Source organism: Bradyrhizobium genomosp. I (2014), from assembly GCF_000261685.1.
In the GTDB taxonomy this organism is placed as follows: Bacteria; Pseudomonadota; Alphaproteobacteria; order Rhizobiales; family Xanthobacteraceae; genus Bradyrhizobium.
In genome coordinates this window covers 1-5913 of sequence record NZ_AJQE01000326.1, presented here as the reverse complement: position 1 = coordinate 5913, position 5913 = coordinate 1, and the positions used below count along the sequence as shown (strand labels likewise).

Genomic DNA, 5913 nt, shown 5'->3' with positions numbered 1-5913 from the left:
GGGGGGGGAGCCGCTGCGGCAGGTGCGCAAGCACCTGCAGATCGTGTTCCAGGATCCTTTCTCCGCGCTCGATCCGCGCCGCCGCGCCGGCGACCAGATCCGCGAACCGCTGGAGTTGCTCGATATCGGCACCCGCAGCGAGCGCGATGAACGGGTGCGGTGCCTGCTCGCCGAGGTCGGCCTGCCACCGGAAGCCGCCGAGCTGTTCCCGCATCAGTTCTCCGGAGGCCAGCGCCAGCGGTTGTGTATCGCGCGCGCACTGGCGCCGGAGCCGGAGCTGATCGTTTGCGACGAGGCGGTGTCGGCGCTCGACGTCGCAATCCAGGCGCAGATTCTCAACCTGCTGAAGAAGCTGCAGCGCGAACGCGGGCTGACCTACATTTTCATTTCGCACGATCTCGGCGTCATTCAGCAGTTTTGCGATGAGATCGCAGTGATGTATCTCGGCAAGATCGCCGAGCAGGCGCCGGCCTCCACGCTGTTCACGGCGCCGCGCCATCCCTACACCTGGTCGCTCGTTTCGGCCGCAGTGCCGCCCGGCTCGCTGCGCGATGAACTGAAGGCGAGATATCTGGTCAAGGGCGAACCGCCATCGCCGGTCGACCCACCGCCAGGCTGCCGCTTCGCCGAACGGTGTCCGTTTGCGGTCGATCGCTGCCGGCGAGAGCAGCCGCATCTGGACGGAACCGGGCCGGAGCATTTCGTGGCCTGCCATCGCAAGGAAGAGCTCGGTATTCCAGATCTCACGCCAGAGGCGGCTTAGGCTGCGACACGCTCGACGAACCGCGGGTGCATGGTCTTCCGCCCGGAGGATTCCGACGCTCTCCGCATATTAATCTGAATCAACCGGCTTGTGGAAAACGGGAGCGATCCTATAATCGTCGGGAGCGACCGTCGAACAAGTTCAATTGCATGATCCTCCTGCTTTCCATGCAGTCGCGATCGCAGGCGCTCGCCCGAAGCAGGGCGATGCGTCCGCGACATCGCGGCAAGTGAAAAGCCGCATCTCACGTGTGATCAGTTGGTCCTTCCTCGGAAAGCAAGCTGGTTCTCCAGGCTGTCGCTCTCGCCAGGCGAGGAACACAGTCACGTCGCGTCTGCCGGAACACCCGTCAATGCCCTCCGCGTTTCGCTCGCGCTCTTCCTGATATCGCTGGGCGCCATCGCCGTCGTGTGGTGGTGGCTGGGGATTCCAGTCCATCTGGTGCGCGCACCCATCGATCCAAAGGACAAGGTCCAGTGCATCTCATACGCTCCATTCCGCAACCATCAGACGTCGCTTTCGCCTGCGACGCAGGTATCGCGTGAGCAGATCGCGGAGGATCTCGCCCAACTGGCGGAGATAACCGACTGCATCCGGACCTATGCGAACGATCTTGGTCTCGACCAGATCCCCGAACTTGCGGCCAGAGCGGGGCTGAAGGTCATCCAGGGCATTTTCCTCGACAAGGACAAGCAGAAGAACCAAACGCAGATTTCGACGGCGATACGCCTCGCCAGGGAATATCCCGAGACCGTGATCGCGCTGGTGGTCGGCAACGAGACGCTGCTGCGCAAGGACATAACCGTATCCGATCTCGCCGACACGATCCGCTCGGTGAAGGCGCAGGTCAGTGTGCCCGTGACCTATGCCGACGTCTGGGAATTCTGGCTGAGCAATCGTGAGCTCTACGATGTCGTCGATTTCGTCACGATTCATATCCTGCCCTATTGGGAGAACGTGCCAATCCCGGCTGAATCCGCTGTTGCGCATGCCGACGCAATACGCCGGCAGGTCGCGGCGGCTTTTCCGGGCAAGGAAATCCTGATCGGAGAAATCGGCTGGCCGAGCCAGGGACGGATGCGGGAATCGGCGTTGCCGTCCCCTGTCAATCAGGCCCGGGTGGTCTCGGAGGTCCTCGACCTCGCCCGACGCGAGCATTTTCGCGTCAACCTGTTCGAGGCCTATGATGAATCCTGGAAGCGGGAGATCGAGGGCACGGTCGGCGGATCATGGGGCCTGTTCGGAGGCGAGCAGCGCGTGCTCAAATATCCTCCCGGCGTCCCCGTCAGCAACTTTCCGCTCTGGAAGCTGCAGATGTGCAGTGGAATTGCGCTGGCGACGCTGGTCTTCGGCGCGGCGTGGTTGACCTCGCGTCGTAAGCCCGGGCGCGCTGGGCTCGCTTCATGGTTTGGGGTCGCAATATCGGCGATGACAGCCGGGATCCTCCTTGGCGTGGCCGCCCAGAAAGTGTTCTTTGAAAGTATCGGAGTCGGTGGCTGGCTGATGTGGAGCTCTCTTCTGGCGGCCGCAACAGTTTCGCCGGTCCTTGCTGCCAACGCCCTGATGTCGGGGCGCCCACCGCCCAGTTTTCAGGAGTTGCTCGGCCCGGAAGGCTACCGGACGGAATCGATGCTCGTGACCATGCACGGACTGACCTTGATCGTAGTGGTCGTGATCGGTACGGCCACCGCACTCGGGCTTGTGTTCGACCCGCGCTTCATCGACTTTCCTTTTGCGGCTCTCACCATGGCAGCCCTGCCTTTCGCGGCCACGGCGCTGCTCAATCCGCCCGGGAAGGGAAGCCGTCCTGTGGCGGAGTCGCTGTTTGCGGGCGTGTTTGTCGGAGCGGCGATCTATGTGGGGTTCAACGAGGGGCCGGCGAACTGGCAGGCGATGTGGACCTGCGCCGCCTATCTCGTGCTTGCCGCGACGCTGTGGCGGGCGCGTGCCTCTTGATCGGCGCCGCCCGCGCAATTCCGCCCGCAGTCGCCAACGTGTTGCGAGCTCGTTGCAGGCCTCCTCGATCCGGTTCGCGTCAGTAGACGAAAGCCGGAGTCTCGAGCAGGTGGTCGTTCACCAGCACGACGCCCGGAATGGCTTCTGCCGCGACGCGGATGGCTGTGCGTTCGGCCGCGGACGGCGCGAAGCCCCATAGGTCGATCACACCGTTCTGGACGGTCGCGTTCAGGTTGAACGTGTGTGCCCAGGGCTGCTTCTTGACCTCATCGAGGAACCTCTTTCTGATGGCTGAATCGGGAAGCGAGATCTCCAGCTTCGGCTTGGCGCTCGCGACGGCCTGCAGCAGATTGGCACGGCTGACGATCCCGACGAGCTGTCCCTGCTTGTTGACGATCGGCACACGCTTGATCTGACGCTCCTCGAGCAGCATGGCGATGTCGCTCAGCGACGTCTCGGGAGTGGCAGTCACGACCTCGCGGGTCATGATGTCCTTGATTTTGACGGCATGCGACTTGACGTAGTCAGTCGCCATTTGCGCGTCGCCGGTCAAGAAGCGAAGCCACCAGGCGTAGGGGCGCTCGGTGCCGGATTCGGTTCGATGCATCAGGTCGCCTTCGGTTACGATCCCGAGAATGTTGTTGTCGGCATCGACCACCGGCACTGCGCTGATGTGGCGCTCGAGCAGGATCCTGGCGACCTGGCGAACGGTTGCATTCGCGCCGACGGTCACCACCGGGGCGATCATCACGTCCTGTGCTTGCATGACAGACCTCCGTGTTGCGTTGAGACATCTTCCCGCCTTTCGTGCCAACCGGATTGATCGGGATCAAGGAGCGGCTCGATCGCTTGATTTGCGTCAACGGGACGATCGGGAAACGCGAGATAAGGGGACCATTCGAGCAATGGAGCAACGACATGTCTCTTGCCAGCGTCATGGTCTACGTCGATTCCGGGCAGCAGGACGAAGGGCAGATTGCCGTCGCCGAGATGGTCGCGAGCGGCTTTGGAGCCGCCTTGCTCGGCGTCTCGGCCGTTGCAATAGACCCTCCGTTCGTCGCCGAAGGCGTGATCATCGAACAGACGACTGAGGAGGATCTCGAACGCATACGCGCAACGCTGTCGGACAAGGAGGCGTGGTTCAGGCGCATCGTTCGCCTGCCGAGCGAAAAAGTCGAATGGCGCTGGACGATCGGCTTCCCGACCGAGTTCCTGGTCGAGCAGTCGAGGGCGGCGGATCTTGTCGTGGTGAGGCGCAGTCAGCTGAAGGCCAATCATTCCCACCACCTCGATGCGGCGGGAGCCATGTTGCGGCTGGGCCGTCCGCTGCTCTCGGTGCCGGACGGCGTCACCCGATTATCGGGCGATCGGATCGTGGTCGGCTGGAAGGACGCCCGGGAGGCGCGCCTGGCCGTTCGGGACGCGCTGCCATTTCTCACCCGGGCTTCGCAGGTCACGATCGCCGAAATCTGCACGTCGAGCGAACAGGATGCGGCGCGAGACCGGGTGCGGGACGTGTCCAGATATCTTCAGCGTCACGGCGTGAGCTGCCAGCACGAGGTGCGCGTGCATACGGCGGAGCCGGATGCGGGCTACCTCGTTCGGCTGGCCGCCGACGTCGGCGCCGACCTCATCGTGACCGGGGGGTATGGACACAGCCGGTTGGGCGAATGGGTCTTCGGCGGCATGACGCAGAGCCTTCTGCAGCATGCTCCGGTCTGTCTGTTGATGTCGCATTAGAGCGTTTTCGAGCGAAGTGGATACCGGTTCGCGTCAAGAGAACGCGTCAAAACTGGAGTCCAGAGCCCCGTTCCGATTCCATCGGAGCGGAAAAGGCCCTGACGTCGGCCTCGCAGGAGAGTGTGCAATGGACAAGGATGGTCAAGCGGCGAAGAAGAGCGCGGCGGAGCGAAAGGCGGCGGTGCCCGCACCTGATCGCGACGCGTCGGTCGACGCACCGGTGCTGGAGACCAGGCCGGCCGACCGCGCGATCAAGGATGCTCTCGAGGACGACGAGGTGCGTGAGGCGCTCGGCCTGTATCGCCGGGACAAGCGCCCCTAGCTCGCAGCCCGCCGGCTGCCGCTGCCCTCGCGCTCCGCGGCGCGGACGATCTCGATGGTCCGCAATACGCTCGACGGATTCACGCTGATCGAGTCGATCCCGAGCTCAGCCAGAAACTTCGCGATCTCCGGATAATTCGCCGGCGCTTCACCACAGATGCCGACGTGGCGTCGGTTGCGCTTGGCGCCAAGCACGGCCATCGACAGCATCTGCAGCATGCCGGGATCGCGTTCGTCGAAGTCGAAGGCGACGATCTCCGAGTCCCGGTCGACGCCGAGCGTCAGCTGGGTGAGATCATTGGAGCCGATGGAGAAGCCGTCGAACAATTGCGCGAACTGGTCGATCAGGATGACGTTGTTCGGGATTTCGCACATCATGAAGATCTCCAGGCCGCTCTCGCCTCGCTTGAGGCCATGAGTTGCCATGGCTGCAATGACCTTGCGGGCTTCCTCGACACGCCGGCAAAACGGAATCATGATCTTGAGATTGGTGAGCCCCATCGCCTCGCGCACCCGTTTCATTGCAGCGCATTCCAGGGCAAAGCCCTGCGCATAGGCGGGGTGCGCGTAGCGCGCGGCGCCCCGAAAGCCGAGCATCGGGTTCTCCTCGCGAGGTTCGAAATCGGCGCCGCCGAGGAGGTTCGCATATTCATTGGTCTTGAAGTCGGAGAGGCGCACGATCACCGGCCGGGGATAGAACGCGGCGGCGATGGTGCCGACACCTTCCGAGAGCCGTTCGACGAAGAACTCGGACGGCTGCTTGTGGCGTGCGGTGAGCAGCTTGATCTTCCGCCGATCCCGCGCTGAAGTCACCTTGTCGGGACAGGCCAGCGCCATCGGATGGACACCGATATGCTGGTTGATGATGAATTCCATACGGGCCAGGCCAACGCCATCGCTCGGCAGGGATGCAGTCTTGAATGCAACTTCGGGATTGCCGAGGTTCACCATGATTTCGGTGCGCGGCTTCTGGACACTTTCGGTCGCTGTCCGTTCGACCTCGTACGGCAGCGTTCCCTCGAAGACGTGACCGATGTCACCTTCGGCGCAGGACACCGTCACGGCCGTGCCCGCCTTGGCTCTCTTGCTGAAACCGCCTGTTCCGACCACCGCGGGCACTCCGAGCTCGCGTG

The 5913-nt window shown here is 63.3% G+C and carries 6 protein-coding genes; 4 read left to right on the top strand and 2 right to left on the bottom strand.

Annotated elements, in window-relative coordinates; genetic code table 11:
* Both IC50_RS29490 and IC50_RS29485 read left to right on the top strand, forming a co-directional pair.
* On the top strand, positions 1–763 hold a 763-nt coding region (locus IC50_RS29490), incomplete at its 5' end, for an oligopeptide/dipeptide ABC transporter ATP-binding protein (RefSeq protein WP_035713066.1).
* Between the two features lie 390 nt (positions 764–1153).
* The gene (locus IC50_RS29485) at positions 1154–2719 is read left to right on the top strand and encodes a glycoside hydrolase family 17 protein (protein WP_085974018.1); all 1566 of its coding nucleotides are present in this window, start codon (positions 1154–1156) and stop codon (positions 2717–2719) included.
* Between the two features lie 79 nt (positions 2720–2798).
* Here the strand turns inward: IC50_RS29485 and IC50_RS29480 are convergent, their stop codons facing one another.
* Positions 2799–3485, bottom strand: coding sequence for a CBS domain-containing protein (locus IC50_RS29480; RefSeq protein ID WP_035713059.1), 687 nt, complete (start codon positions 3483–3485; stop codon positions 2799–2801).
* 152 nt (positions 3486–3637) lie between these two features.
* On the opposite strand from IC50_RS29480, the gene IC50_RS29475 reads away from it, so the two are divergent.
* Positions 3638–4459: a universal stress protein gene (locus IC50_RS29475; protein WP_035713062.1), complete on the top strand. Its 822-nt coding sequence runs from the start codon at positions 3638–3640 to the stop codon at positions 4457–4459.
* A gap of 127 nt (positions 4460–4586) precedes the next feature.
* Positions 4587–4781, top strand: coding sequence for a hypothetical protein (locus IC50_RS41555; RefSeq protein WP_035713056.1), 195 nt, complete (start codon positions 4587–4589; stop codon positions 4779–4781).
* Here the strand turns inward: IC50_RS41555 and IC50_RS29465 are convergent.
* Positions 4778–5913 (bottom strand): putative PEP-binding protein (locus IC50_RS29465; protein ID WP_035713053.1); only part of this gene is annotated, 1136 nt, incomplete at its 5' end. The genes IC50_RS41555 and IC50_RS29465 overlap by 4 nt on opposite strands.

Coding starts and splice junctions, on each gene's coding strand:
- IC50_RS29480 (WP_035713059.1), bottom strand. CDS start 3,485: ATGCAAGCACAGGACGTGATGATCGCCCCGGTGGTGACCGTCGGCGCG.
- IC50_RS29475 (WP_035713062.1), top strand. CDS start 3,638: ATGTCTCTTGCCAGCGTCATGGTCTACGTCGATTCCGGGCAGCAGGAC.
- IC50_RS41555 (WP_035713056.1), top strand. CDS start 4,587: ATGGACAAGGATGGTCAAGCGGCGAAGAAGAGCGCGGCGGAGCGAAAG.